The 26,053-nt window shown below is 62.1% G+C and carries 24 protein-coding genes and 1 pseudogene; 12 read left to right on the top strand and 13 right to left on the bottom strand.

Going from position 1 to position 26,053, the window contains the following annotated elements; all coding sequences use genetic code 11:
• Nucleotides 1-32: 32 nt before the first annotated feature.
• Genes FNZ07_RS33405 through gspG form a run of 4 tightly spaced genes read right to left on the bottom strand, consistent with a single transcriptional unit; the run spans nt 33 to nt 2,176 of the window.
• Nucleotides 33-722 (bottom strand): PulJ/GspJ family protein, encoded by a 690-nt coding sequence (locus tag FNZ07_RS33405; protein ID WP_091016964.1) that lies wholly within the window; start codon nt 720-722, stop codon nt 33-35.
• Nucleotides 700-1,113 carry a type II secretion system minor pseudopilin GspI gene (gene gspI / locus FNZ07_RS33400; RefSeq protein WP_091016966.1) on the bottom strand — a complete coding sequence of 138 codons (414 nt, stop codon included), beginning with the start codon at nt 1,111-1,113 and terminating at the stop codon, nt 700-702. The genes FNZ07_RS33405 and gspI overlap by 23 nt, the downstream gene beginning before the upstream one ends.
• Before the next feature lies 1 nt (nt 1,114).
• A complete protein-coding gene (locus FNZ07_RS33395) occupies nt 1,115-1,654 on the bottom strand; it encodes a GspH/FimT family pseudopilin (RefSeq protein ID WP_091016969.1) in 540 nt (179 codons plus the stop codon).
• Nucleotides 1,655-1,711: 57 nt separating this feature from the next.
• Entirely contained in the window at nt 1,712-2,176 is a 465-nt protein-coding gene (gene gspG / locus FNZ07_RS33390) for a type II secretion system major pseudopilin GspG (protein WP_091016972.1), read from the bottom strand.
• A gap of 170 nt (nt 2,177-2,346) precedes the next feature.
• Here gspG and FNZ07_RS33385 point away from each other — a divergent pair, with 170 nt between their 5' ends.
• Complete coding sequence (locus tag FNZ07_RS33385) at nt 2,347-2,757, top strand: type II secretion system protein N (RefSeq protein WP_091016973.1); 411 nt, start codon at nt 2,347-2,349, stop codon at nt 2,755-2,757.
• Nucleotides 2,758-2,804: 47 nt separating this feature from the next.
• Here FNZ07_RS33385 and gspF read toward each other — a convergent pair whose 3' ends face one another.
• The 3 genes and pseudogenes from gspF to gspD form a co-directional block, all read right to left on the bottom strand.
• Complete coding sequence (gspF, locus tag FNZ07_RS33380; protein ID WP_091016975.1) at nt 2,805-4,022, bottom strand: type II secretion system inner membrane protein GspF; 1,218 nt, start codon at nt 4,020-4,022, stop codon at nt 2,805-2,807.
• 4 nt (nt 4,023-4,026) lie between these two features.
• Nucleotides 4,027-5,537 (bottom strand): annotated as a pseudogene (gspE, locus tag FNZ07_RS33375) (type II secretion system ATPase GspE).
• The gene (gene gspD, locus FNZ07_RS33370; RefSeq protein ID WP_407670694.1) at nt 5,534-7,819 is read right to left on the bottom strand and encodes a type II secretion system secretin GspD; all 2,286 of its coding nucleotides are present in this window, start codon (nt 7,817-7,819) and stop codon (nt 5,534-5,536) included. The pseudogene gspE and the gene gspD overlap by 4 nt, the downstream one beginning before the upstream one ends.
• A 548-nt stretch (nt 7,820-8,367) precedes the next feature.
• Here gspD and FNZ07_RS33365 point away from each other — a divergent pair.
• Both FNZ07_RS33365 and FNZ07_RS33360 read left to right on the top strand, forming a co-directional pair.
• Entirely contained in the window at nt 8,368-8,820 is a 453-nt protein-coding gene (locus FNZ07_RS33365; RefSeq protein WP_091016982.1) for a lytic transglycosylase domain-containing protein, read from the top strand.
• Between the two features lie 203 nt (nt 8,821-9,023).
• Nucleotides 9,024-10,313 carry a GTP-binding protein gene (locus FNZ07_RS33360; RefSeq protein WP_091016985.1) on the top strand — a complete coding sequence of 430 codons (1,290 nt, stop codon included), beginning with the start codon at nt 9,024-9,026 and terminating at the stop codon, nt 10,311-10,313.
• Nucleotides 10,314-10,377: 64 nt separating this feature from the next.
• On the opposite strand, the gene FNZ07_RS33355 is transcribed toward FNZ07_RS33360, so the two are convergent.
• Nucleotides 10,378-10,656 carry an HU family DNA-binding protein gene (locus FNZ07_RS33355; RefSeq protein WP_091016988.1) on the bottom strand — a complete coding sequence of 93 codons (279 nt, stop codon included), beginning with the start codon at nt 10,654-10,656 and terminating at the stop codon, nt 10,378-10,380.
• A 428-nt stretch (nt 10,657-11,084) separates the two neighbouring features.
• On the opposite strand from FNZ07_RS33355, the gene mnmC reads away from it, so the two are divergent.
• From mnmC to FNZ07_RS33320, 7 genes are all read left to right on the top strand, one after another.
• A complete protein-coding gene (gene mnmC, locus FNZ07_RS33350; RefSeq protein ID WP_091016991.1) occupies nt 11,085-13,052 on the top strand; it encodes a bifunctional tRNA (5-methylaminomethyl-2-thiouridine)(34)-methyltransferase MnmD/FAD-dependent 5-carboxymethylaminomethyl-2-thiouridine(34) oxidoreductase MnmC in 1,968 nt (655 codons plus the stop codon).
• Nucleotides 13,053-13,875: 823 nt separating this feature from the next.
• A complete protein-coding gene (locus FNZ07_RS33345; RefSeq protein WP_091016994.1) occupies nt 13,876-15,078 on the top strand; it encodes a cation:proton antiporter in 1,203 nt (400 codons plus the stop codon).
• Nucleotides 15,079-15,154: 76 nt separating this feature from the next.
• On the top strand, nt 15,155-16,270 hold the full coding sequence (locus FNZ07_RS33340) for a YbdK family carboxylate-amine ligase (protein ID WP_091016996.1): 1,116 nt from the start codon (nt 15,155-15,157) through the stop codon (nt 16,268-16,270).
• A gap of 611 nt (nt 16,271-16,881) precedes the next feature.
• Nucleotides 16,882-17,526 carry a MarR family winged helix-turn-helix transcriptional regulator gene (locus FNZ07_RS33335; protein WP_091017567.1) on the top strand — a complete coding sequence of 215 codons (645 nt, stop codon included), beginning with the start codon at nt 16,882-16,884 and terminating at the stop codon, nt 17,524-17,526.
• Between the two features lie 26 nt (nt 17,527-17,552).
• A complete protein-coding gene (locus FNZ07_RS33330; RefSeq protein ID WP_091016998.1) occupies nt 17,553-18,266 on the top strand; it encodes a glutamine amidotransferase in 714 nt (237 codons plus the stop codon).
• Nucleotides 18,267-18,400: 134 nt separating this feature from the next.
• Nucleotides 18,401-19,513, top strand: a complete 1,113-nt coding sequence (locus tag FNZ07_RS33325; RefSeq protein WP_091017000.1) for an NADH:flavin oxidoreductase/NADH oxidase — start codon at nt 18,401-18,403, stop codon at nt 19,511-19,513.
• Nucleotides 19,514-19,696: 183 nt separating this feature from the next.
• A complete protein-coding gene (locus FNZ07_RS33320; protein WP_091017002.1) occupies nt 19,697-20,212 on the top strand; it encodes an SET domain-containing protein in 516 nt (171 codons plus the stop codon).
• Between the two features lie 31 nt (nt 20,213-20,243).
• Here the strand turns inward: FNZ07_RS33320 and FNZ07_RS33315 are convergent, their stop codons facing one another.
• The gene (locus tag FNZ07_RS33315) at nt 20,244-21,755 is read right to left on the bottom strand and encodes a sensor histidine kinase (protein ID WP_091017570.1); all 1,512 of its coding nucleotides are present in this window, start codon (nt 21,753-21,755) and stop codon (nt 20,244-20,246) included.
• 174 nt (nt 21,756-21,929) lie between these two features.
• Nucleotides 21,930-22,616 carry a response regulator gene (locus FNZ07_RS33310; protein WP_075155370.1) on the bottom strand — a complete coding sequence of 229 codons (687 nt, stop codon included), beginning with the start codon at nt 22,614-22,616 and terminating at the stop codon, nt 21,930-21,932.
• A 117-nt stretch (nt 22,617-22,733) separates the two neighbouring features.
• On the opposite strand from FNZ07_RS33310, the gene FNZ07_RS33305 reads away from it, so the two are divergent.
• Nucleotides 22,734-22,958: a DUF3717 domain-containing protein gene (locus tag FNZ07_RS33305; RefSeq protein WP_091017004.1), complete on the top strand. Its 225-nt coding sequence runs from the start codon at nt 22,734-22,736 to the stop codon at nt 22,956-22,958.
• 108 nt (nt 22,959-23,066) lie between these two features.
• On the opposite strand, the gene FNZ07_RS33300 is transcribed toward FNZ07_RS33305, so the two are convergent.
• A complete protein-coding gene (locus FNZ07_RS33300; protein ID WP_091017006.1) occupies nt 23,067-23,372 on the bottom strand; it encodes a 4a-hydroxytetrahydrobiopterin dehydratase in 306 nt (101 codons plus the stop codon).
• 277 nt (nt 23,373-23,649) lie between these two features.
• Between FNZ07_RS33300 and FNZ07_RS33295 the strand changes: the two genes are divergently transcribed.
• Entirely contained in the window at nt 23,650-24,141 is a 492-nt protein-coding gene (locus FNZ07_RS33295; RefSeq protein WP_091017008.1) for an Lrp/AsnC family transcriptional regulator, read from the top strand.
• Between the two features lie 147 nt (nt 24,142-24,288).
• Here FNZ07_RS33295 and FNZ07_RS33290 read toward each other — a convergent pair whose 3' ends face one another.
• Nucleotides 24,289-24,825: a class IV adenylate cyclase gene (locus tag FNZ07_RS33290; protein WP_091017010.1), complete on the bottom strand. Its 537-nt coding sequence runs from the start codon at nt 24,823-24,825 to the stop codon at nt 24,289-24,291.
• A 237-nt stretch (nt 24,826-25,062) separates the two neighbouring features.
• Nucleotides 25,063-25,962, bottom strand: a complete 900-nt coding sequence (locus FNZ07_RS33285; RefSeq protein WP_091017012.1) for a LysR family transcriptional regulator — start codon at nt 25,960-25,962, stop codon at nt 25,063-25,065.
• Nucleotides 25,963-26,053 lie beyond the last annotated feature (91 nt).

The raw sequence follows: 26,053 nt of genomic DNA, 5'->3' as shown, positions 1-26,053 counted from the left end.
TCACTCCATCGCTCCGTCGCTCCAGCACTTGATCACTCGCCGACCAGAAACACGCGCGTCACCGGTTTCGCCAGCGACGTCGCTCCGATACTGACCTCGAGTCCGCTCACGGCACGCGGCAACGGCGCATTGCCCAGCTGCGGCACCTTCAGGTTATTGGCGTTCTCGGTGATCGCCGACTGCACGTCGGTCATCTGTGTGGTCCAGCCGACTTTCGGCACGTAGAGCCGTGCGTTGATCGCTCCAACGCCGCTCATCAGCGCCACCGAACTCCAGTCATTCTCGCTGCCCGCCTGCAACGCACGCTGCAAGTCGTTCAGGTTGCCGAGCGGCGGCGACACGTAGCGGACCACTCGCCCATTGCCGATGCGGTAACGCACCACCTCCAGACGCGGCGCGACACCCGGTGCATTGAGCTCGCGGACGATCTGCAGCACATTGCCGCGCACCGATACGGCCGGCTGACCCGCTTCATCGTCGGTGGCGGCCTGGCGTGCGTCGATGCGCATCTGATCGAACATCTGCGCGAACACGCGCTCGTCTTCCATCGCGTTGGTAATCGTCTGCCGGCCGCGCATGATCTGGTCGAGCCCGCGCCACGACAACACCGCAATGACCGCCATGATCGCGATCGCCACCAGCAACTCGATCAGCGTGAAGCCGGCCACCGTCCTGCGACCGGTTCGCGACACGCGGCGCTCAGAGCGAACGATTGGTTTCATTCGCCACCACCGTCACCATCTCCGCGAGATTGCCCGGACGTCCGGACAACGTCACCGTTACTTCCACGCGGCGGAATAATGGGTTCGGCGTTCCCGCCACATTCTCCGTGCACGTCAGCTGCAAATTACCTTGCGAACAGTCGAAAGTCTGCGACCCGATATCGGGCCATGTATGTGTCAAGCGCAACTGCGCGAGCGCATTGTCGGCGCTCCAGCCGGCCAGCAAGCGCCGGTGCAGGTCCGCTTCGCCGGTGGCGAGACTACCCACCGCGCGCAGCGACGCCGACAACGCCACCGCGATGATCGCGAGTGCGACGAGCACCTCGATCATCGTGAAGCCACGCGCGGCCGCACGGCCCACGACGCGGCTCCCACATTCCGTTCGCCGCATCTCAACGCACCTCATAGCGGCCATTGCCCGTACCGATGATCGTCGCGCGGTTGCCCGTCGCCGAATACAACGTGACCTGCACCGGTTCGTCGATACTCTCGGTGCCGAACACGATGCGATCCGGATGCGTGTCCGAGCCGGGATAGTCGATCGCTACACCGGTCACGCCACCTTGCCATTGACGCTGGCCGAGCAGATCGTCGCGCAGCGGACGCCAGCCGTCTTCGGAATGCACCTCGAAGCGAAAGCCGCCATCGAGCGGTTGCCATGCGATCGGCCGGGCTCGCACCTGCGCCTCGTCGCCCGCCGATTCGAACAGCAACGCAAGACGCTGCGCCTCTTCGTTCAGATCGGTACGCGGATTGCGGTTCAGCGACATCGACGCCAGCGATAGCAGCAACCCCGCGATCACCAGCACCACCATCATTTCCAGCAGCGTAAAGCCGCGCTGCCGCAGCGCGCCCCGCGACGCCGCATGCGGCGCGCATGGCACCGACGCCTCGCACGAAACGTCGGCATGAAACGGGCAGGGCATACGCATGGTGCGAGCGGTCGTGCGAAAGGGCGAGTGGACGCGGATCAGAAAACTATCGGCGCGTTATTGCCACGAACCCACGTCGGCGTCGTTGCCTTCGCCGCCGGGCTTACCGTCTGCTCCATAGCTGAACACATCGATGTCGCCGTGCACGCCCGGATTCAGATACTGATACGCATTGCCCCACGGATCGTTCGGCAGGCGCTCGAGATAACCGCCGTCCTTCCAGTTGTTCGGTACCGGGTCGGTGGTCGGCTTTTCGATCAGTGCGCGCAGGCCCTGGTCCTGGCTCGGATAACGGCCGTTATCGAGGCGATACAGTTTCATCGCCTGCATGACGGTGCCGATGTCCTGCTTGGCGGCGACACGACGCGCTTCGTCCGGGCGGCTCATGATCTTCGGCACGATCAGCGCGGCCAGAATGCCGAGAATCGCGATCACCACCATGACTTCGATCAACGTGAACCCCCGTTGACGGCCAGCGCGCACACCCGCGATTTCAGCGCGGCGATTGGTCCACATCTGCATAGCTTGCTACCTCGTTCAAAAAATTGGGCTCTCGATTTTGCCGGGTCAGGGCGCACTTCGCTACGTCGCGTGGGACGCTATTGAACACGCCCGACCGGTCATTTTAATGTCATGTGGTTGCAGGGTTTCAACTCAACGCAAAATTCACAATAGTCCGTACAATATGGCGCATGAACGCTATCCAAACCCGCCTCCTGTCGCTCGCGCTGTTCGCCGTATTCTGCGCGACGCTTACGTACTGGATCGTCACGCTCACGTCGCATCCGGCGCCTGTGCCGGCTGCGGCAGCCCGCGTTCCGGTGTCCACCGACCAGGCCGCCACGATATTCGGCGGACAGCTCACACGCAGCGTCAATCAGAACGTGCGGCTGTTCGGCATCCTTGTGCTAAACGGCGGTTCGTCCGCGATTGTCAGCACCGGTGACGAACCGCCGCGGGCCGTGTCGCTCGGCGGTAAGCTTATGCAAGGAGCAACGCTTGCCGAAGTACGTCCCCGCTCGATCATCATCGATCGCAACGGTGCGCATTCCGAAGTGTTCCTGCCCGCCAACGCACCTGGCCCTACCATCTACGTTCGCTAACGTTCGTCGATACTGCGCGGCACCGAGTGCCGCGCTTTCGCATCACATCACTGCACCAGATTGTTCAACTCGATGATCGGCAGCATCACCGCCAGCACGATCACCAGCACCACACCACCCATCGCGAGAATCAGCAGCGGCTCCAGCAGACTGGTGAGAAACATCGTGCGCCGTTCGAGCTCGCGCGATTCGCCTTCCGATGCGCGATCGAGCATCGTCGTCACGTCGCCGGTCGCTTCGCCTGAGCGGATCAGGTGCACGAGCACCGGCGGAAATGTCTTCGTATTGCCGAGCGCGCGCGACAGCGACGTGCCTTCACGCACACGCACGATCGCATCGTCGATGTTGTTGCGCATCGCCTTGTTGCTCAGTGTTTCGCTTGCCGCCTGCAACGCGCGCAGGATTGGCACACCGGCTGCCGTCAGGATGCCGAGCGTACTCGCGAAGCGCACCGTGTTGTAGCCGCGCACGAGTTTGCCGGCGAGCGGCGCCGTGAGCACCCAGCGGTCGAACGCGAGGCGTGGTCCGGCCTGTCGCAACGTCGCGCGCACGATGTAGGCGACCACCGCGATCGCGATCAACGTCGCCCACCACCAGTGCCGCACAAAGCCGGACAGCGCCATCATCATGATGGTGAGAAACGGCAGCTGCTGCTTGGTACTCGCGAACACGCTAACCACCTGCGGCACCACGTAGCTCAGCAGGAACGTCACGATGCCGAAGGCGATCAGTGTGACGATGCCCGGGTACGTGAACGCGAGCACGATCTTCTGCTTCAGCTGGTTGCTCTGTTCGATGTAGTCGGCGAGGCGCGACAGCACGAGACCGAGCTTGCCGGTATGTTCGCCCGCTGCCACCAGCGCGCGATAGATCTCGGGGAAATCGCGCGGATGCTGGGACAGCGCATTCGCAAGCGAATGGCCACCGAGCACTTCTGCGCGAATCGACGCCATCAGCTCGCGGATGTAATCGCGCTCCGACTGATCGGTGAGAACCGCGAGCGCTTCGTCGAGCGGCAGGCCTGCAATCAGCAGACTGGCGAGCTGGCGCGTGACGATGGCCTGCTCGCGTTGCGACAGCCGACGCCCAAGCGAGAGCCGCTGCTGCCGCTCGCCGCGCGTGCGGGTCGCGGCCGGTTCGACCACGAGCGGCGTCAGTCCCTGGGTACGCAACTGCGTGCGCGCACCGCGCGCGCTGTCGGCATCGAGTACGCCTTTCTGCGCCTTGCCGGCCGCATCGATTGCTTCGAAACGAAATGCCGGCATGCTTTTACACTCCGCCTGTCACGCGAATCACTTCTTCAAGCGAGGTGAGTCCCGACGCGAGCCAGCGGTCGCCGTCTTCGCGCAGCGTGCGCATGCCCTGCTCACGACCCGCCTGGAGAATTTCGGCATCGGGTGCGTTGCGGTGAACCAGCGTGCGGATGTGGTCGTCGATCAGCAGCAATTCATAGACACCGCGACGTCCCGCATAGCCGGAGTGACCGCACTTGTCGCAGCCCACCGGATGCCACTGTGTATGCCGTTGGCCGTCTTCGCCTTCCTCGATGCGCTCTTCCTTGCAGACCGGGCACAACCGTCGTACCAGCCGCTGCGCGAGCACGCCGAGCAGCGACGACGCGAGCAGGTAGGGTTCGACGCCCATGTCGGTCAACCGCGTCACCGCCGACGCCGCATCGTTCGTGTGCAGCGTAGCAAGCACAAGGTGACCCGTTAGCGAGGCCTGCACCGCGATCTGCGCGGTTTCGAGGTCGCGGATTTCGCCGATCATGATCACGTCCGGGTCTTGCCGCAGAATCGAGCGCAGTGCGCGCGCGAACGACATGCCGATACGTTCGTTCACCTGCGTCTGGCCGATGCCGGACAGATCGTATTCGATCGGGTCCTCGACGGTCATGATGTTCGTCGTCGTGGTTTCGAGCCGCGACATCGACGCATACAGCGTCGTCGTCTTGCCCGAGCCGGTCGGCCCCGTGACGAGCACAATGCCGTGCGGCCGCGAGATCAGCTTGTCGAACTTCACGAGCGTGTCGGCGGCCATGCCGAGTGCTTCGAGGTTCAGCCGGCCCGCGTCTTTTTCCAGCAGACGCAGCACCGCGCGTTCGCCGTGGCCTGTGGGCAGTGTCGATACGCGCACGTCGACCGGACGGCCGCCCACGCGCAACGTGATGCGACCATCTTGCGGCAGACGCTTCTCGGCGATATCGAGCTGCGCCATGATCTTGATCCGCGAGATCAGTGCGCCGTGCAGTGCTTTCTTCGGTCGCACGACATCGCGTAGCGTGCCGTCGACGCGAAAACGCACCACGGATGCATTCTCGAACGGTTCGATGTGGATATCCGATGCCTGTTCGCGCGCGGCCTGCGTGAGCAGCGCGTTGATCATACGGATGATCGGCGCATCGTCTTCCGACTCGAGCAGATCCTCGACTTCGGGAATCTCCTGCATCAGTCGCGACAGATCGACTTCGCCTTCCACTTCGCCGACCACCTGCGCCGCGCTACCGTCCTGGCGTGCGTACGCCTGGTTGATTGCCTGTACGAGGTCGTCGGGGGTATGCGCAGCACCGACAGCGCGCCGAAATTGCGTCCCACTTCGGCGAGCGCGGCATCGGTCGTGCGTTCGCTGATCCACACTTCGAGACCATCGGCGTGCTGATGCGCGATCAGGATCTGACCGGCCTTGGCGAAACCGTAGGGCAACAGGCGAGCGGCAAGCGGCGAGGGCGGCTCGCGCTCGCCGGAAGCTGTTGCAGCCGGTGCCGGTGCCAGCGTGCTCACGGATGGGCTCCTGGGGATTCGAGGGGGGCTGCGGGGGTGCTCGCGGGGGCGGCGGCGGCAGGCGGCTGCCGGGTCGCCTGCTCACGCCGCATCTTGTCGATATCGAACAGGTTCAGTTTCGATCCACCTTCCGCAGGACCGATCGGCATCGGCGGAGTCACCGGATCGTCCTTGTCCAGGATCAGGTTGTTGTCCGACTTGTATGCACCCTGTACGCCCTGTATGTAGTCATAGCGATTCTGCGTGATCGCCTGAGCGGTAGCACGGTCGTTGATGATCACAGGACGTAGAAACACCAGCAGGTTGGTCTTCGTGCGGCTCTTCGATTCCGAGCGGAACAACTGGCCGATCCACGGGATGTCGCCGAGCAGCGGAACCTTGCTGTTGTTGACCTGATAGTTGTCCTGCATCAAACCACCCAGCACGATGATCTCACCGTCGTCGGCGAGTACCGTCGACTGAATCGAACGCTTGTTAAACGTCGGACCGTTCGGGTTGAGCGCCACGTTCTGCGAACCGTTGACGATGTTCGAGTCTTCAGTAGCGAGTTGCAGTTTGAGAAGGCCGCCTTCGGTGATCTGCGGCTTGATATCCAGCGTCAGGCCGACGTCGACCCGATCGACCGTGTTGAACGTACTGGGGTTGCTGCCGCTGGTACTGGTGAGGTTCGCATACGACCCGGTCGTGATCGGCACGTTCTGGCCGACCACGATCTTGGCTTCTTCGTTGTCGAGCGTGATGAGGTTAGGCGTCGACAGCACGTTCACATCACCGGACTGGGACAATGCCTGCAGCAACGCGCCCAACCCCTTGACGCCGAAGACGTTGTGAAGCCAGCCTACGTTGAGCCCCTGCGAGATGCCGTTCAGCACCCCCGCCGTGCCGGCAGCGCCTCCGGCCAGGCCTGCGGTCAGGCTGGTGATCGTGTTGCCGCTGTTTGAAAAATTAGTACCGGCGAGGAGCGCATTGTTGCCGATCTGCCATTGGATCCCGAGGTCAGCATTGTTATTCGCCGACAACTCAACAATCAGCGCTTCGATGTAGACCTGTGCACGCCGCGCGTCCAACTGATCGATCACCGCCCGCAGGTTGCGGTATATCGCGTCCGGCGCAGTGATGATCAGCGAGTTGGTGGCCGGGTCGGCCTGGATCATGCCGCCCGCCTGGTTATCATCACCCTTGTCCTTGTCACCGCCGAGCAGGCCCGCGGCGGCGGTGCCACCGCCTTGCGAACCCGACGAGCCGGACGAACCACCGAACGACGACGATGAACTGCCAAGCCCAGACGGCAGCGGCGGCGTGCCCGAGGAACCTGTCGAGAAACTCCCGCCGCTCGACGACGACGAGTTACCGTTCTGGTTGAACGAGTTCGCATCGTTGGAGCTGGCCGACGAACCGCTATCACCGCCCTTGCCCATCATGCCGCGCAACGTCTTCGCGAGCTTCACTGCATCCGCGTTGCGCAATGGCACCACATGCATGTTGCCCATCTTCGAGGTCGGTGCATCGAGTTCTTTCGCGAGCTCTTTCGCTGCGTTAAGCCGTGCAGTATTCGACGCACGCAGCAACAGCGAGTTAGTGCGGGCATCTGCTGTGACGGAAACCTTCAACGTAGTATCCGTACTACCGATCGCGCCCGGATCGAGCATCTTCGACAGCGACTGTGCGGTGTCGAGTGCATTCGCGTTACGCAGCGGTATAACGGCCACCTGCTGACCCGCCGCCGTATCGACACCCGCGATGATCTGCGCGATCCGCCGCACGTTATCCGCGTAGTCGGTCACGACAAGCGTGTTGTTCGCAGGGTAGGCAGCCACCGTATTGTTCGGCGAGATCAACGGCCGCAGCACCGGCAACAGATTGTTAGCCGATTCGTTCTTCAGCTGGAACACCTGCGTGATCACCTGGTCGCCGCGCGCAGCAGGTGTATTGCCGACATAAGTCGGTACCCCCTGCAGCTTCGCATCGGCTTCCGGCACGACCTTCAATACGCCGTGATCCTGGACCAGAGAGAACCCTTGCATCCGCAACGCGGATTGCAATGTCTTGAGCGCCTGATCTTCAGGCACCGGGTTTTCCGAAACGAGATTGAGTTGACCCTTTACGCGCGGGTCGACAATGATCGTTTTGCCAGTCGCTGCGCCAATTGCTTTCGCCACCTGATCAATGTCAGCGTTGACGAAATTGAGTGTCACCTGTGCGTGTGCAATCTGCGCGGTGATCAGTCCAGCAACCAGCAGCGCAGTGGTAACGCGCCGCAATGCCATACGATTTATTCTCATGGAATGTGATGTCGATACCGGCGACTATCTTCAGTCACCGACGGTCATGCGCGGCGGATATCCGGGCAGCGGCAACCTCCTCGCTTGCTTTCACGCTCTGGAACAGCGGTGTGGCCCAGTCCAGGTGCGTGCTACCCAATATCCTAAAAGTTTGCACAGTAGCAGCTTTTCATGTCGAATTTGTCACAAAAGAATTGACGCAGTGAATTTCCTCTAATCGTCGGTCTGTGCCGTTAAGTTTTCGAAAGTTATCGAAAGTTTTCGACATCGCGATTGCCGATTTCGGGCTCGCCGTCGTTATAACAGAGACAGACGTCCGGAAGATTTCGCTTTTTCGATGCCTATGTCGGTCAGCCAACTTGACGCATGCCAGCCTGCCGGTATGATACGGGCGGTTCGGCATCGAAAGGCGTCGCTTGAACCGGGGTTTTCCCGTATTCCAGTTAGTGCGCTGCTCCAAAAATTTGGGATTTTCGAACGCGTCGCATGTTTTCCATGCATCCGGCCTGGCAATCCTGAACGTTCCACTGGGATGTCTTATCTGATCGATGAAACTGGCTGCCTTCACCGTTGCCGCTGCCGTTGCGCTAGGTGCACTGTGTGCCGCCGGGCCCGCGCGCGCGGATTGCTTCGACGAGGCGGCAAACTATCAGAAGGTGAACCCGCTCATCCTGCGCGCCATCGCGTGGCAGGAATCGCATAACCGGCCGGAAGCGCTGCATAAGAATGCGAACGGCTCGACCGACTACGGCGTGATGCAGATCAATTCGATCCATCTGCCTACGCTCGCTCACTACGGCATTTCATCCGATACGCTGATGCAGCCGTGCAAGAACGTCTACATTGCCGCCTGGCATCTGCGCCAGAAGATGAACAAATACGGCAACACCTGGCAGGCGGTCGGCGCGTACCACTCGGAAACGCCGTCGCTGCGCGATCAGTACGCGAAGCAGATCGTCGCCATTCTGCAGAAATGGAACCTGTTGCAGGCGTCGCGCTGAGTAGCGCGCGTGACGTTGCCGGTCAACCCGAAGCCTTCCACCTCACGCTTTTCGTTGTGCCCCAGGCTACCGCGAACCTCGGGTGCGCCAGGCGGCCGCGCGGCGTTTGATGCACAATGCGGCTTCGTGCTGCCGCCGGGCGTCCAGGGTCTCATTACGCCGGGGCCGGCCGCCTCCCATTTCCTCCTGCTTTCCGTACTGCGATGAACCAGCCGCCACTGCCCGTCACCGTGCTCTCGGGTTTTCTGGGCGCGGGCAAGACCACGCTCCTCAATCACATCCTCGCGAACCGCGCGGGCCTGCGCGTGGCCGTGATCGTCAACGATCTCGCCGCCGTCAACATCGATGCTGCGCTCGTGCGCGATGCCGCTGCGCTATCGCACGTCGAGGAGCAGCTCGTCGAGATGTCAAACGGTTGCATCTGCTGCACGCTGCGCGACGATCTGCTGACCGAGATCCGGCGGCTTGCCGGCGAACAGCGTTTCGATGCAATCCTGATTGAATCGACCGGTATTGCCGAGCCGATGCCGATCGCCGAAACCTTCACGTTCGTCGACGACGACGGCGTGTCGCTGTCCGACGTTGCACGGCTCGATACGATGGTGACTGTCGTCGACGCGTTCAACTTCCTGCGCGACTATGCCTGCGCCGATGCGCTCGCCGAACGCGGCCTCGCCGCCACCGACGAAGACGATCGCACGCTCGTCGAATTGTTGATCGAACAGATTGAGTTCTGCGATGTACTCGTCATGAACAAGACCGATCTCGTCAGTGCCGACGATCTCACACGTTTGCAGCACATTCTTGCTCACATCAATCCGCGCGCGGTGCAGGTATTGAGCCGCTTTGGCGTAGTTCCGCTCGCTGAAGTGCTCGATACGAAACGCTTCGATTTCGACGAAGCGTCGAATGCACCGGGCTGGCTCGCCTCGCTGCAACACGATCACGACCACGCGCATCACGGCGAGGCTGATGAATTCGGTATCGGCAACTTCGTTTATCGCGCGCGCAGGCCGTTTCATCCGGAACGTCTGTGGGCGCTGCTGCATGAAGAGTGGAAAGGTGTACTGCGTAGCAAAGGCTTTTTCTGGCTCGCGACGCGCAATGACATTGCAGGTTCGCTATCGCAGGCAGGCGGCGCATGTCGCCATGGGCCAGCGGGAATGTGGTGGGCCGCGCAGGATCGCAGCGAGTGGCCCGAGGGCGATGACGAACTGCTCGCGGAAATCACCGCCGACTGGCACGGCGATCTGCACGATACGAGTATCGGCGACCGTCGTCAGGAACTGGTGATGATCGGTGTCGATATCGATCCGACGTTATGGCGCGGAAAGTTTGATGCGTGTCTGTTGAACGACGACGAGTACGCGCAGGGAGCCGAAGCCTGGTCGCATTTCGCCGATCCGTTCCCCGCGTGGAATCTCGATGCCGAAGACGACCATGATCATGACCACGATCACGGCGATGGAGAGATCGTGCACCGGCACGACTAAACAAAAAACGCGGACGAAAAAAAACCCGCCTGAGGCGGGCGTCAACAAAAAAGCAACCGGGTGCTTAGCGCTTGTTGACTGCGTCCTTGAACGCTTTACCAGCCGTGAACTTGACAGTCTTGGCGGCCGGGATCTTGATAGTTTCGCCGGTCTTCGGGTTGCGGCCCGTACGTGCTGCGCGCTTGCCCGAACCGAAGCTGCCAAAGCCGATCAACTGGACCGAGTCACCTTTTGACACAGCCTTCTTGACCACTTCAAGCAACGTGTCCAGCGTTTCACCGGTTTGAGCCTTGCTGGCGCCCGTCTGTCCTGCGACGGCGTCGATCAGTTCCTGTTTGTTCATTAAGGTTCCTTTCTGAGTTTAGGTTGACACGAACAGCGCGAACGCGCCGATTATACGTGCGCGAGCCGCGCCATTGAGCAGCGACGGCTCCGGAAGCGGTCCGGACAAATGCGTCGCGCAAGGTACTGCATGACGGCCGTGCTGCCGCTTCCCTCCGCGGCGCTTGCTATGATAGCGCAGCGCAAACCCATGCAGGATAAGGGTTTCGAAGAATTACAGCGTTCTTTACGCGTTTCTCCTATGGAAAGTGCCGTTTTTGACCTCGACGGAACCCTGCTTACCGCGCGACACCAGTTTTTGTCGCCGTCGAGCGTTGGTTTTTGCCAACGCGGCGCGCCCAGAATCGCGCCCGCAGTCCGCGAAACCCGCACTGGGCGAGCCTTTCCCGGCAGTCTTCCGATGTCTGTTCGAGTGTTTTTTCACCACGCATGACCCACCCGCTCATCCCTGCGACGCTCGCATTTCGCGATAACGGCACACCGTTTTCGCCGCGTCACGACGACATTTATCACAGCGCGGTCGGCGGTTTGGCTCAGGCCGAATACGTGTTCTTGCACGGCAATGGTCTGCCGGAACGATGGCAAGGTCGGCGGATTTTCACCGTGCTGGAAACCGGCTTCGGCATGGGAATCAACTTCCTCGCGACGTGGGCCGCGTGGCGCGCGGACCCTGCGCGCTGCGAGCGGTTGCATTTCGTTTCGACGGAAAAGTACCCGTTTACTGAGGCCGATTTGCGCGCGGCGTACGCGGCGACGGTTGCGGAAACATCGATCGTAGAGCTGGCACAGACACTCGCCGAGGCGTGGCCGACACTCGTGCCCGGTGTGCATCGACTCGAATTCGAGGGCGGTCGTGTCACGCTGACGCTCGCCTTCGGCGATGCGCTCGAGACACTGCCGTCGCTGTGGTTGCGTGCCGATGCGTTCTATCTCGACGGTTTCTCGCCGGCGAAAAATCCCGAATTGTGGACGCCGCCAATCTTCAAGATGCTCGCGCGCCTCGCCGGCGACGACGCAACCTTCGCCACATATACAAGCGCCGGCGATGTGAAACGCGCGCTCACGCAAACCGGCTTCGAGTATCGCAAGGTGGATGGCTTCGGCTGGAAACGCGCGATGCTGGTCGGTCGTTTCGCGCCGCGTTGGCGCGTACGCCGACACGAGCCGCCGGTACCACTCGCCGTCAACGCACGACATGCCGTCGTGATCGGTACAGGGCTCGCGGGATGTGCAGCAATCGAACGACTCGCTGCGCGCGGCTGGCAAATCACGTCGCTCGAGCGACATGCCGACATTGCACGCGAAACATCGGGCAATCCTGCGGGCGTTTTTCATCCGCAGCTTTCGCGCGATGATAGCGGCACGTCGCGCATTACGCGCGCCGGTTTTGCGTACGCATTACAGCGCTGGATTGCACTCGAACACGCAGGTCATGATTTCGCGCGCAGCACCCAGGGCCTGCTGCAACTCGCCGCTGACGACGCCGAACTGCAAGCCATGACCGACGCGTTCACCGCGTTCGCGTGGCCGCGTGATTTTGTCGCACCGCTGTCGCGCGACGAAGCACAACGTATCGCGAAGGTGCCGCTCGCACACGGTGGATGGTTTTATCCGCACGGCGGCTGGCTCGATCCCGCTGCGCTATGTGCAGCGCAATGCGCCGCGGCCGGCACGCAGCTCGAACGGCGTTTCGGTGTTGAAGTTGCACGGATCGAACGCAGCGGCGATCAATGGACCGTGATCGATACATCGGGTCGCGCAATCATTTCGGCGCCCGTGGTGATTGTCGCGAACGCACATGAGGCCGCGCGGATCGCTGGCCTCCAGCATGCCGCGACACAGCGTGTACGCGGCCAGCTCACGCTACTGCCGCGCGGCAGCATCGTGGCGCCGCACGTGCCGGTCATCGGCGCGGGCTACGCTGTACCGCTCGTCGACGGCACTACGCTGAGCGGCGCGACCTACCACGTCGACGACATGGACGCATCCGTGCGCTCCGCTGATCACCTCGAGAATCTCGAACGCCTCGCGGAAATGATGCCGTCGCTGGATCCCGCATTGCGAACACAGAACCCGTCGACCTTCGCCGGACGCGTCGCGTTTCGCTGCGTCGCACTCGACCGCCTGCCGATGATCGGTCAGCTCGCCGACGAAACCGCCGCTACACTCGACGCCGAACGTCTGCGCGGCGCATGGCCGCTGGATCTACCTCGCGCGGACGGTCTATATGGCGCGTTCGCTTATGGCTCGCGCGGACTGGTGTGGGCGGCGCTCGGTGCCGAACTGATCGCCTCGCAGATCGAAGGCGAGCCGTGGCCGATCGAGCGCGACCTCGCCGAAGCCATCGACCCAGCGCGCTTCCTGCTACGCGCGCTGCGACAAAGCACGATCCGCTGAACCAATCCCCCTTCATCTCCTTCGACGCGCACCAGACTTGTCCACGCCAGGCTGTGGATAACTATCGGGAATGCGCGCGCAACTCATGTGGACTCGATGTGGACGTAAACGGGGTAACTTCGTTTCGGCGCGCGCCGCGGCAAAGTTATGCAAAGAAGCCAGCCGCTGTCGCATACGCTTTGCATCCGGTTATGCGTTCGCCAAGCAGATGATTCATTTCGGTAAACCGGGGTTGTCCACAGAAATGCGACCCCTTTGTTAACTGCTACTACGTATACATACAGGTAAACCATTTAAACCAAAGGGCCGCACGGGCTGTCCGACGATCACAGCCGAAAAAGGCACCGCAGGTACGATCTATCTATCTCTAACAGCGCAGCAAACCTGCACGAGGCCACGTTCCATACCCGGTCGCTTTTTCCTTCAATCCCGCACGATCGCGGTTGGTTTTACCGTTTTGCAAGCATGTTCGAGACACTTTCAGTCGAGTACGAAAAAGCTGTGGCACAATCGCCGTTCTTCCCGCGTTGCCGTTGCTTCGAGCGACGGACGCATCAACGGAACGGTTGCCGGTCAATCAGAATCTGATTCGAAAGTCGACGGCGTTCTTTTCATACGGGCCGACTGCTCCCGCTGCGCGACATCCGTTGCGACAGGCAGTGATGCAGTACCGGTTCGTTCTGTTTTCATCCGATCGTTGACAGCTCGCGATGTGGATCGGCCGCAGCGTATTTCGCCATGAACGCGGTGTACGCTCAGTCCTCCACAACGCTCCCCGCACGAGGCGGGTACAGCTGTCGCTGCCAAAGGAGAAGCCACCACGATGAAGTCGGCGTTTTCATTCTTTCCCGCGTGGCCACTCACGCCCGACGCAATTTTCTGGGCCGGTCTGGCGTTGCTTGCAGCAGGGCTGTGCGGCGAACTCTGTTATCGCGCGTGGCATCTGCCACGTATCTCCGGCTATGCGGTGATCGGTCTGATCGCCGGGGCGGCGGGCTCGGGTGTGATCGATGCGAGTGCGGCATCGGCTGCGCGACCGCTGCTCGACGTCGCGCTCGGGCTGCTGCTGTTCGAACTTGGCAGCCGGCTCGATCTACGCTGGATGCGCCGCAATTACTGGCTGATTCTCTCGAGCTTCGCCGAGTCGACGCTGACCTTCATCTTCGTACTCGTCGTGTTGCTGTTCCTCAAAGTGCCGACGATGGTCGCGATGGTGCTCGCATCGATCGCCATGGCAACGTCGCCCGCGATGGTGATCCAGCTGAAGACCGAGTTGCGCGCAGAAGGTCAGGTCACGCAACGTCTGATGGCGCTCACTGCGCTGAACAGCATGTATGCGGTCGTGATCGAAAAGCTCGCATCGAGCTGGCTGCATCAGGAGGTGTACGGCAACGTATTCGCAACGATCCTGCAGCCGCTGTATCTGCTGATCGGTTCGTTGATCCTGGCATATGGGCTCGCGCGCGCCTGTAATTTCTTCTATCGACGCATGAACATGCAGGACGAGCATTCGTTCGTCGCATTGTTCGGTCTCGTGCTGCTGGCCATTGCAGTCGCGCATCTGTTCAAGCTGTCGACGATCCTGAGTCTGCTCGCCGCCGGCATCATCGTGAAGAATCTCGAAGCGCGTCCGCAACTCTGGCCGCAGCATTTCGGCACAGCGGGATGGCTGCTGACCGTGATCCTGTTCGTGCTGACGCTCACCACGTTCGAGTGGAAAGATATCGCGCTCGGTGGCGTCGCCGCAGTGGGATTGATCATCGCGCGGCTCGTCGCCAAACTGCTCGGCGTGCTAGCCTTCGCGAAACCGAGCGGGCTGAACTGGAAGCAGGGCGTCGCGCTCGGTTTGTCGTTATCGCCGATGTCGGCGCTTGCGTATCTGCTCGTCGACGACACCTACACGCTGTACCCGAATTTCGATCCGATGCTGCGCGCGGTGGTGATGTGCTCGATCGTCGTGTTGCAGATCGTCAGCCCGTGGCTGGTCTATCGCAGTCTTGCGCTCGTTGGCGAGCGCCGCGAGTAGACGAACACCTTCATATACCGCTTTGCCATGGCCGGATGTCTTCGAAACATCCGGCCGATTTGACCCAGGGAACGCCATGTCACTCGAACCCTTCGTCGATTCGAAACCGTTCACATTCGGTATCGAACTCGAAATGCAGATCGTCAACACACACGATTACGATCTGACCAAAGCCGGCACCGATCTGCTGCGGCTCATCAAGGATGAAAAAATTCCGGGCAACATCACGCCGGAAATCACCGAGAGCATGATCGAGCTGTCCACCGGCATCTGTACTTCGCACGAGCAGGCCGTCACCGATCTGCGCACGATCCGCGACACGCTCGTTGCAGCCGCCGACCGGCTGAACGTCGGTTTATGCGGTGGCGGTACGCACGCATTCCAGCAATGGAGCGAACGGCAGATCGTCGATACGCCGCGTTTCCAGTACCTGTCCGAGCTTTACGGCTACCTCGCGAAACAGTTCACGGTGTTCGGCCAGCACGTGCATATCGGCTGTCCGGATTCGGATAGCGCGCTGTATCTATTGCATTCGATGTCGCGCTTTATTCCACATTTCATTGCGCTGTCGGCATCGTCGCCGTTCGTACAGGGTGTCGACACCGGCTTTCATTCGGCACGCCTGAACTCGGTGTTCGCGTTTCCGTTGTCGGGCCGCGCACCGTTCGTACTCACGTGGGACAGCTTCGAGGAGTACTTCTCGAAGATGGTGAACACGGGCGTCGTCAACAGCATGAAAGATTTCTACTGGGACATCCGTCCCAAACCGGGCTTCGGCACGATCGAAGTCCGCGTGATGGACACGCCGTTTTCCGTCGACCGCGCTGCGGCGATCGCCTGCTACATCCAGACGCTGGCACGCCACCTGTTGCTCGATAAACCGCTGATGCCGAAAGAGGACGACTACCTCGTCTACACATTCAACCGTTTCGAGGCCTGCCGCTTCGGTCTGGCGGGCACCTGCATCGATCCGCAGACCGGCGAACGCAAGACGATTTCCGAAGACATCATCGAGACGCTCGAGCGCATCGCACCGCATGCCGAAGCACTCGGTTCCGGCCGGGCGCTCGACGAAGTCGGCGCGATTGCACGTAGCCAGATCAACGATGCGACCTGGCTGCGCGGCGTCGTTACCGAAGAAAAATCGTTGCACGAAGCAGTGCGGCAGCAGTGCCTGCAATGGCGGGCGTAGCAAACGGGTACGCGGAAATCGTGTCAACCCCAGGTCTTGAACCCTCATGAACCCGCTCTGTGCGGGTTTTTTTATTTCCGACAGGACCTTCCCAAGGTTTTTATAGAACTGATGTATACGTCTGTAGTAGTAGTTAACAAGGGTCGACGGCTTCTGTGGACAACCCGATAATTCCCTGCAGAGTCATCGCGCTGCACGCAGCACAACCGCGCGATTCGTCTGTGTGCAGAGCACGCGAAACGCGGATAACCCGAGATGCCGGCCGATCGCCCTGCAAGTTGTCAAGAAACCGTGCACCGGTTGTTAAGCGCTTGTACCGTAGTTATCCACAGATTCTGTCGGATAACTTAGCTGTACGATTCGCCGCTCTCGAATAGAATGTTGTTTCCGTACTCCGCGTCGTCGTTCGAGTGGATGTGTCCCACGAGTAATGAAATGAAAGAAGCGCGCGAAAACAGTACGGTACTTTTTTGAGATACTTTATAAATTAGTAGATGTAAGAAGTCGACCCGCCCGGGATTCAGGCGGAAGTGCCCCCACCAGGCTGCCGGCGTTTTGACGCATGGCGACCGACCATGCAGCGAAAAGCTGTCAACAACCAAACAAAGATCATGAGCGAAGGCGTTTACGGAGAGCAGGCGATGGGACGTGTCACCCACAGCCTGTTACGACTGAGCACGGCCATGCGGAGCCAGGCATGGGAATGGGCGGAAGGTGCGGGTCTCACACCGACCCAGGGAGAAATCCTCGTGCTGCTGATGCAGCGCAAGGGGCCGATGCGACTGGGCGAGATCGCCCGTGAAACCGCACTGACCGCTGCCACGACGAGCGACGCGGTAAGCACGCTGGAAGGCAAGGGGCTCGTCGAGAAACGTCGCGCACTCGACGACGGCCGTGCACTGGCGGTGCGTCTGACCACACGTGGACGTACGGCGGCGAAACGCGCGGCGCAATGGCCGGACTTCCTGTCGAAAGCGGTCGGCACGTTGCGCGCCGACGAGCAATCGGCTTTCTATCGCACGCTGCTGAAGACGATTCGCCAGCTCGAAGCACAGGGCCACATTCCGCTACACCGCATGTGTGTGACCTGCACGTATTTCGAGCCGAGCAAGAATCCGAAGAAGACGCCGCATCATTGTGCGTTGCTCGATCTATCGCTGGCGGATACCGACTTGCGTCTCGACTGCTCGGTTCACGAGACGGCTGATGTCGCGACACAGAAAAAGACCTGGAAGGTGTTTGTCCAGCACGTCTGAGCTCAACCTGACGACGGAAGCCGCCGATGAATCCAGAAGTTCTGGCCATCCGCCATGTGCACTTCGAGGATCTGGGCAGTCTCGAACTGGTCCTCGGCGAGCGTAGCCGTCCGGTGCGCTATCTCGACGTGGGGTTTGCGCGCATCGAGGCGCCGGACCCTGTTGCGCCGTCCCTGATGGTCGTACTGGGCGGCCCGATCAATGCCTGCGACGATCTGCGTTATCCCGCGCTGGTGCCGCTCGTCGAGAAGATCGAGAAGCGTATTGCGGCGGGCCTGCCGACGCTCGGCATCTGTCTCGGTGCGCAGCTCATCGCACGTGTGCTCGGGGCGCGTGTCTACAAGGGTGCGCAGACCGAACTCGGCTGGTCGCCGCTGACGCTGACCGACGCGGGTCGCGCGTCGCCGGTGCGGCATCTGGATGCTACGCAGACCTCGATGCTGCACTGGCACGGCGACACCTTCGATCTGCCGGACGGTGCCACGCGTCTCGCGTCGACAGCAGTGTGCGAGAACCAGGCGTTCGCGTGGGGGGATCATGTGCTCGGTTTGCAGTGTCATCCGGAGATTCGGGCGGACCGCTTCGAGCCCTGGCTGATCGGTCACGCTGCCGAAATCGCCGCCGAAGGCGCGGACGTTCTGCAACTGCGCGACGACACGGCGCGTCTCGGACCGGCTCTTGAAGCCGCCGCGCGTCGCATGTTCGGCGAGTGGCTCGATCAGGTCGACGCGAAGCCGTAACGCTTGCTCGAGTATCGGTTTAGCGCGTCTGTCCGCGTGCTTGCGCGCTGCCCGTAGACCCGGTCCGGCACCCTGCAGCAAATTAACCGCGGTGCTATCCTCGATCGCTCATTCGCCTTCCCGGATCCCAATCCATGAGCGCTCTGTTTTCTTCGCTCGCGCTGCGCAGCGTGACGCTTCCGAACCGTATCGTCGTCTCCCCGATGTGCCAGTATTCCGCCGAGCGCGGCGAAGCCACCGCGTGGCACATGATCCACCTCGGCCATCTCGCGCTGTCGGGCGCAGGTCTGTTGTGCATCGAAGCGACGGCCGTCGAACCGGACGGTCGCATCACTCCCGGCGATCTCGGATTGTGGGACGACGCCACCGAAGCGGCGCTCAAGCCGGTGCTTGCCGCGATTCGCAAGCACTCCCATATTCGCGTCGCGATGCAGCTTGCTCACGCGGGACGCAAGGCATCGAGCGCCGCGCCGTGGGACGGCGGCCAGTTGATTCCGGTGGCGGACGGCGGCTGGTTGCCGCATGCGCCGTCGGCGGTGCCGCACAAGGATGGCGAAGAACCGCCGCTCGCGCTCGACGCGGCCGGCCTCAACCGCATTCGCGAAGCGTTTGCCGCAACGGCCCGACGCGCAGTCCGGCTGGGCATCGACGCACTCGAGGTGCATGCCGCGCACGGCTACCTGCTGCACCAGTTCCTGTCGCCGCTCGCGAATCAACGTACCGACGAATACGGCGGCTCGCGTGAAAACCGGATGCGCTTTCCGCTGGAGATTTTCGACATCGTGCGCGCGGTGTTCCCCGCCGATAAACCGGTCGGCGTGCGCGTTTCGGCGAGCGACTGGGTAGAGGGCGGCTGGACGCTCGACGACACGCTCGCCTTTGCCGCCGAGCTGAAAAAACGCGGTTGCGACTGGATCGACGCATCGTCGGGCGGTGTCTCACCGCTGCAGAAGATTCCGCTCGAGCCGGGTTATCAGGTGCCGTTTGCACGCGCCATCAAGCACGCGACAGGTCTGCCGACCATCGCCGTGGGTCTGATCACCGAGGCCTCCCATGCGGAGCAGATCATCAGTGAAGGCGCTGCCGACCTCGTCGCGATGGCCCGCGCGATGCTCTACGATCCGCGCTGGCCGTGGCATGCAGCGGCGCAACTGGGCGCCAGCGTCGAGGCGCCGCCGCAATACTGGCGCTCGCAGCCACGCGATCAGAAGGCGTTGTTCGGCGAGATTTCGTTTGGGCAACGCTGAGCAGGCTTATTGACTGTTGAACGAAGCCAGTCCAAGCGTGTAGGATGCCGATTGTGCCGCACATGCGGCACAGGTCGACGCGGCGCCCGCAAGGCGCCGCGTTTGCTATGAGCGTCGCGAAGGCCGGCGCATCGTCGCCGTGACTGGACTTTTCACCTCCCGTTTTTCACAAGGATTCATTCAATGGGTTCACGCAGGATCGCCGTGCGCAGTTCGGGCGTACACGGTAAGGGTGTATTTGCCACCGGAGCGATCGCGACGGGTGAGCGCGTGATCGAGTACAAGGGCGAGCGGATCTCGTGGAAGGAAGCCTTGCGCCGTCATCCGCACAATCCGGCTGAACCGAATCACACGTTCTACTTCGCACTCGATAACGGCGACGTGATCGACGGCAAGGTGGACGGCAATAACGCGCGCTGGATCAACCATTCGTGCGGGCCGAACTGCGAAGCCGAAGAGATCGACGGGCAGGTATTCATTCACGCGCTGCGCGATATCGAGGTCGACGAAGAACTGTTCTACGACTATGGCCTCGTGATCGATTCGCGCCAGACGAAGAAGCTCAAGCGCGAATACGAGTGCCGTTGCGGATCGCGCAAGTGCCGCGGCACGATGCTCGCGCCGCCGGACAAGCCCGGGAAATCGTCGAAGAAAGACGCGTCGAAAAAGGACGCGAAGAAAGGCAAGAAGAAGAAATGAGGCAACGCTGCGCGATGCGCGCAGCCCGTTGCTAGAAATCGATCGGCGCCTGGTGCGCCGATTTCTTTTCGCTGCGCCGTTCGTCGCGGGCACCGGCACCGGTATCGGCCGCGCTACCTGCTGCAACCAGCGGGATCCGCACGATGAAGCGCGCACCGCCCTCCGGCGCGTCCTCGTAATGCACGCTGCCGTGATGCAGCGCCATGATGTCGTGCACGATCGCAAGGCCGAGACCCGCGCCGCTGTCCACGCCGCCATCGCTCTGACCGTCGCCGCGGAAGAACCGTTTGAACAGATCGGCCTGCTGGTTCTTCGGCACACCCGGCCCGTTGTCCTCGACGATGATCTCCGCCGTGGCCACATCTTCGATCAATACCTGCGATACCGTCACCGTGATGCGGCCGCCGTCGAAACGCGACGGCGGTACGTACTTCAGCGCGTTGTCGAGCAGGTTCGCGATCACCTCATGCAGCAGCACCGGGTTGCCGCGGGCAATCAGCGGATGGCCGTTTTCCGGATCGTCGAGACGCTGGAAGCCGAGGTCGACGTGCACGCCGAGCGCGCGCGGCACCCATTCCGCACCGGTTTCGAACGCGAGTGCAGCCATGTCGACGCTCACGAAACGCGCGGCCTGTTCGCCCGGTTCCGCACGCGCCAGCGACAGCAACTGGTTGGACAGCCGCACCGCGCGATCGGCTGCGGCGCGCAGCTCGTGCACGGCGGCCAGCGCCAGTTGCGGGTCGCGCGCGACGGCGGCCTGCTCGGCATGCAGCTTGACCGCGGTAAGCGGCGTACGCAGCTGGTGAGCGGCGTCGGCGATGAACTTGCGCTGGGCGTCGAGGGCGGTTTTCAGGCGCCCGAGCAACGCGTTCAGCGCGCCTGTCAGCGGCCGGATTTCGACTGGCACATAGGTTTCGTCGACAGGCTCGAGCGAGGTGTGGGTTTGCCGGTTCAGCGAATCGGCAAGATCGGTCAACGGGTTGAGCTGCTGGTTCACGACGCGCCACACGATCACCCAGCCGGCCAGCAGCAACAGCAACAGCGGCATCATGATGGCGACGAGGAATTCCGCAGCGATCTGAAAGCGGTGACGGACCGGCTGGCCTACTTCGACGACGATCGGATTGCCGGCCGGCTGATCGACGCGGACCTGAGCGACGCGCACCGTGGTGCCCTCATGTTCGGCCTCGAACACGTACGCGTAATGCATGCGGCGCACGCTGACACCTTGTAGCGGCAGCTTCGGGTCGCCGGCAATTTCAGTTTCGCCGTCGCTGATCCGGTACACGAGCTGTTCGACGGGATCGGAGAACATCGCCTGCGCGAGCGGCGGCACGGTGATCGACGCATCGGGACCGGCGATCTGGATCTGCTTGGAGATGGCGGTAGCGAGATCGGCGAGCGACCGGTCGACGACATGCTGTGTGTATTGCCACGCAAGCCAGTACGCAATCAGGCCGCTCATTAGCGCGAGCAGCGAAAGCGGGGCGGCGAGGCGGCGCAGCAACGAGCGCCGCAAACTGTTTGCGGCTGGGTAGGGCATGGTCGTGGACAAGCTCGACAGCGGATCGTGGGCGAAGGAACCGCGCTGCGTCGGCCTGAGCCGGCGCAGCGCGCAGCAAGCCTGCATCATAGCGTGCATTGCCGGGCGCGCGCCGCTGTCCCCGCCCAGGGCGGGCAGGGAGGAGCCCCGAGGGGCTCCGATATCGCGCCGCGCTTATGCCGCCTGGCGGATTTCCTGCAGCAGGTAGCCGAAGCCGCGCACCGTGACGATTTCGACGCGGCAGCTCTCGAGTTTCTTGCGCACGCGGTGCACATAGACTTCGATCGCGGTATCGCCGAGATCGCCGCCGAAGTGCGTCAGGTGATCCTGCAACTGCGCCTTGCTGACCACGCGGCCGTGGCGCAGCAATAGCATTTCGAGTACGGCGAATTCGCGCGGCGACAGTTCGAGCGGCTTGTCGTCGTTGAAGATGCGGCGGTCGACACCCGACAGGCGCACACCGCCCAGCGACACTTCCGGACGCGGCATATCGCCGTGCGGACCGCTGCGGCGCATCACGGCGCGGATGCGTGCTTCGAGTTCGGCGGGTTCGAACGGCTTCAGCATGTAGTCGTCGGCGCCGGAATTCAGGCCCTGCACACGGTCGTTCAGCTCGTCGCGCGCGGTCAGCACAATGACCGGCGTGTGCCGGTTGCTCTGGCGAAAGCGCGACAGCAGCGTCATTCCGTCGATGCCGGGCAGACCCAGATCGAGGATCACGAGTTCGTGGCGGTTTTGGGTGAGAGCCTGTTCGGCGAAGATGCCGTCGTGGACCATGTCGACCGTGAAGCCGGCTTGTTCGAGGCTGCTTTGGATGCCGCGTGCGATGGGGCGGTCATCTTCGATCAGAAGGAGTCGCATGGATTTCGCTCAAGTACAATGGGTTAGGCATATCAGGTCACGGTTCGCCGCGGTGTCTGCTGCGCGGGAACCGTGCAGCGTTGCCGTACGATACGCCAGGGTGCAACCACGAGAATCATGTCCGATATTACGATCCACGAACTGGAAGCCGCGATCAACTTCTGGCGCGCCCGCTCACCTGCAAGCGGCGACGAACTTGTTCTGTGCAAGGAGGCTAGCGCGCTCTCCAAGCCCTATGCGCTGATGATTGTACAGCGTCAGAACGCGCTGGCGCGGGAACGTTTAGACCCCATCGCCGGCGATGCCTGGGATTCTTACACCCGCCTTAAGAATGGCCTGTAGAACTGAAGGTTTGCACGCCTGCCAACCTCCAAACCCCTTTCATCCTCTGCGCGCGGCCTGTTCCGGCCGCTAATTGCGGGTCTAAATCAACCCGGCGCCAGCCCTGCATCAGTCCCGCGACGCCGTTTTCGCAATCCCGTCAATAAACTGCGCGAGCTTGATATCCCGCTCGGTCAGACCATTCGCCTCGTGCGTCGACAGCGTGATTTCCACCTTGTTATAGACGTTGAACCACTCGGGATGGTGGTCCATCTCCTGTGCCTTGATGGCTACGCGGGTCATGAAGCCGAAGGCCTCGTTGAAATCGGCGAAGCTGAACTGGCGCTGGATCGCGTCGCGGCCCGTCGCGGCGTTCCAGCCGGCAAGGCTCGCGAGTTGGGTCGCGCGTTCTTCGGAAGTCAGTTTGTGGATCATGGTGTCACCTGCCTGTAGATGGATCGGGCGCGCCGGGGGCGGTAGAGCGCCGCTCCGGTTGACTTGGGCGCATGCCCCGAGCCATCCATTCTCACGCTTTTCCGCGCGGTGGGTACTGGGGATGCGGGGATGCGCGCGGCGCTGCAGGCACGGGCCGATTCAGGTAGATTTGCAGGCTTAGAGCGGGCATCGCGCTTAATGAGCGCATATTCGTCAGTTTAAATTCGATCAATGCGATTAGTTCGCATATTAGTCGAGAAATACGCGGAGAGGCTTCATGCTTGAACTGGATCACTTCGATCTCGCGCTGCTGGAGGTGTTGCAGCGCTTCGGCCGGGCTACCCATCAGCAGCTCGGCGAGCAGGTGCCGCTGTCGCCGTCGCAGATCGGCCGCCGGCTCCAGCGGCTCGAAGCGACCGGCATCGTGGATGGTTATCGCGTCGTGCTGCGGCCGGAGAAACTCGGTCTCGGTGTCACGGCCTTCACCAGTCTGAAGCTCGCGCATCACGGCGATTCGATCATCGAGCAGTTTCAGCAGCAGATCGACGCGCTACCGGAAGTGCTCGAATGTCATGCCGTGGTCGGCGACGCCGATTATCTGCTACGCATCGTCGCGCCGGACCTCGGCTCGCTGTCGTCGTTCGTGATGAAGAAATTGATGCGGGTGACGGGTGTCGACAGCGTGCGCTCGAATATCGTGCTGACTACGTTCAAGCGCAACGGGCCGCTGCCGCTTGGTCATCTGGCGGCTGGGGCGGCGCCGACCTGATATCCCCGGCCTGCGGGGCCACGCACGCCTGTGGGTGCGCGGGCCTCGTAACCAGGCTTCATCCGGCAGCTTGCAGCGACCTCCGATTCGATCGTCGGGGCGTTCCAGCTGCCCCGATTCGACCATCGAGCAGTTCTCGCAGAAGAATCACGCAGCCTGCAACGGCTCCGAATCCGCGTTTAGCAAGTCCACATAGGCCACGGCCACGAGATCCGACTCCGGCACGCCGAGCTTCGCGAACATCGCGTGAGCTTCGACTTCGCCGCCTTCTTCGTCATCGTCCTGCGCCAGCAGCACTTCGAGTTCGATGAAATCGCCAAGGCCGTCGACGCGATCGAGATGAATCCGCGTACGCCCCACCACGTACACATGCCTTTCCTTGGTCACGATGCCGCGCGTCGTGAGCGCGGTGGCGAGCAGCGAATGCATCGCTTCCGGGTTCGTCACGGGGCTGCGCGTGTAGTACGAGGCTTTCGGACCATCGCGGTCGTCGCGCTGGTAGAAGATCAGTTCGGCGGGTGTGCCGTCGTCGAACTGGCGCAGTTTCAGGCGCCCACGCGGCACGTCGTAGAAGAAATCCTGCTGGCGAAAGATCAGCGGCGCTTCAGGCGAGAGTTCGGCGGCGCGGGCGAGCAGCTGGTCGAATTGCCGCGCGCGGGCCTTGATTTCGATGTTGCGTGCCATATGAAGCTCCTGGTGAAACGACGGACGATGGATGGCTGAACCGCAGCGCTCGCAACAACCTGGCGACGTATGCGGACCGGAACCGGGAGTAAAAACGGCTGTACGGCGGGGAGGCGCCGTGCACAAACTCCGAATCTAGCAAAAAGCGCGTGACGGTGTTGTTACGCCGGCCTTTATCAGCGTTGCTCATATTGCAAACGATACCGCGGTACCTCGAGCGCCGTCAGTCATGCGGCGTCAGGCCGACCATTGCTGCTCGATCAGCTTTAGCGCCGCGGCGATCGCGGGTTCCTCCTTGCGCGCAGCCAGTGTGACGAACGCGAGTTCGGTCGGCACCGTGATGCCGTCAACGATCGTTAGCGCATGGGCATGCGCCTGGGCCAGCGCGGTGGCATCGCGGGCGAGTGTGAGGCCAACGCCCGATTTGACGAGATCGAGCATCGACGGCTCCTGGTCGACTTCCGCGACCTTGACCGGCGTGACGCCGGCCTCCGCGAACCGGCGCGACAACAACCGGTGATGCGCCGACGCCGGCGGTGTCCAGATCCACGGCAGCGCGGCGAGCGCGCGCCAGTCGCGCGCGCCCTTGACCCGGTCTTTCCACCCCGCGGGAGCGAGCACCCGGTACTGAAAATGCGTCAGCGTCACCGTATGAAAAACGCTGCCGTCGCGTCCTTCGTCTTCGGCGGGTCGACCGATGTAGTAGCCCACGTCGAGTTCGCGCGCCCGCACCTGGTCGAGCACCCAGCCGGACATACCGTGCCGCAGCGCGGTTTCGATGTGCGGCCAGGTTTCGACGAGCTGCTTCAGAAAGCCGCCGAGGCGCAGGAATTCCGGGTCGAGGATCGTGCCGATACGCAGCCGTCCGCGGATTTCATGGCGCAGTGTCGCTGCGGCCCGCTGAACGTCGCCGGCCGCGACCAGTGCGCGTTCGGCGTGCGGCAGCAGCGACTGGCCGTCGCGCGTCAGCGTGAGACCGTGCGATGTACGCGTGAAAAGCGTCACGCCGAGCGTTTCCTGCAGGTTCTTGATCTGCAGGCTCACGGCAGGTTGGGTCAGGTGCAGGTGCACGGCCGCGCGCGTGAGGTTGCCCTCGCGCGCGACGGTCACGAACGCCCGTAGAAGGGTCAAGTCCATAGCGTCGGGTCCATCCGCTGATATTAGCGCGACTTATAACGCAATTGAGCATAACTCATTGGATTTGCTGCGGGCCTGGCGATTACGCTGT

It is taken from the genome of Paraburkholderia megapolitana, from assembly GCF_007556815.1.
Lineage (GTDB): Bacteria > Pseudomonadota > Gammaproteobacteria > Burkholderiales > Burkholderiaceae > Paraburkholderia > Paraburkholderia megapolitana.
The sequence above is the reverse complement of the archived record's forward strand: the minus strand, read 5'-3'. Positions and strand labels throughout refer to the sequence as shown.